The organism is Tepidimonas charontis (assembly GCF_007556685.1).
Classification (GTDB): Bacteria; Pseudomonadota; Gammaproteobacteria; order Burkholderiales; family Burkholderiaceae_C; genus Tepidimonas; species Tepidimonas charontis.
On record NZ_VJON01000098.1, the window covers coordinates 1 to 1,081 of the forward strand.

2 protein-coding genes are annotated in these 1,081 nt (G+C 68.5%); both read left to right on the top strand.

Annotation, left to right across the window (positions count from 1 at the left end):
* The coding region (locus Tchar_RS13505; RefSeq protein WP_144329488.1) for a zinc ribbon domain-containing protein at positions 1–262 on the top strand (262 nt) is incomplete at its 5' end.
* 223 nt (positions 263–485) lie between these two features.
* On the top strand, positions 486–929 hold the full coding sequence (locus Tchar_RS13510) for a universal stress protein (RefSeq protein WP_144329489.1): 444 nt from the start codon (positions 486–488) through the stop codon (positions 927–929).
* The last annotated feature ends 152 nt before the right edge of the window (positions 930–1,081 follow it).

The following is a 1,081-nucleotide window of genomic DNA, read 5'->3' on the forward strand; positions in this document are numbered from 1 at the left end:
GCAGAACACGTCGCGGACGTGCCCGGCCTGCGGCCATGTGTCGGCGGACAACCGCCAGACGCAGGCCCGGTTTCTGTGCGTCGAATGCGGTTTCGAGGAAAACGCCGATCTGGTCGGCGCGATCAACGTACTCAGGGCGGGACACGCCCGTTGCGCCTGTGAAGTGAGCGATGCAGTCATGCCGCCAGCAGCAGGAACCCACCGAAGCGGCTCATTCCGGCTCGATGCCGGGGTGAGCGCCGTAGGAATCCCCCGACTTTAGGCGGGGGAGGATGTCAAACAGCGCAAATGAAGGTCACGCCGCACGGCCCATGGCCTGCCGGTGGCTTGTCAGCGACGTGGCAGCGGCTAAGATGGCGCCGCGCAGGACGCGTGGCCGTTTGCGGCGCGCCGCGGTTGCGCGTGGCGCGCCCATCGACGCCCAGCAGAGCGCTGGCGTGGCGCGCCCGTGTCGGAATCGCTACCCGAGGAAGGAGACCCGTACCATGTTCAAGAAGATTCTGGTTCCCGTCGATGGCTCGGCGCTGTCGCACGCCGCGGGCGAGCTGGCTGCCGATCTGGCCCGCCAGCACGGCGCGCAGATCATCGGCGTCTACGTCATCGACCCCTTTCCCTACATCGGCATCGGCGAAGCCTCGGCGGTGGGCTTGCAGGCCTACCTGGCCGAAGCCAAAGCGGCGGCCGACCAAGCGCTCAGCGACCTCAAAGCGGTCTGCGAGGCGCGTGGGGTGCCGTTTGCCGGCGACACCATCGAGCGCAACGTCACCTACGAAGGCATTCTGGAGACGGCGCAGGCCGAAGGCTGCGACCTGATCGTGATGGGCTCACACGGCCGCAAGGGGATGCAGGCGCTGATTCTGGGCAGCGTGGCGCAGAAGGTGCTCACGCACGCCAAGGTACCGGTGCTGGTGGTCAAACCGCGCACTTGACGGGCCCACACCCGCAGCGGCCGAGAGGCCGCTGCTGCCATGGCGTGGCGATGAGGGCGGCGGTGCGGCAGTCGGCCCGAGCGCATCCGGGGGCTTGTGGTCGCGCCCCGTGGGGGTATCGGGGGCCGCCTAGAATGATGCGCCCGCAATGC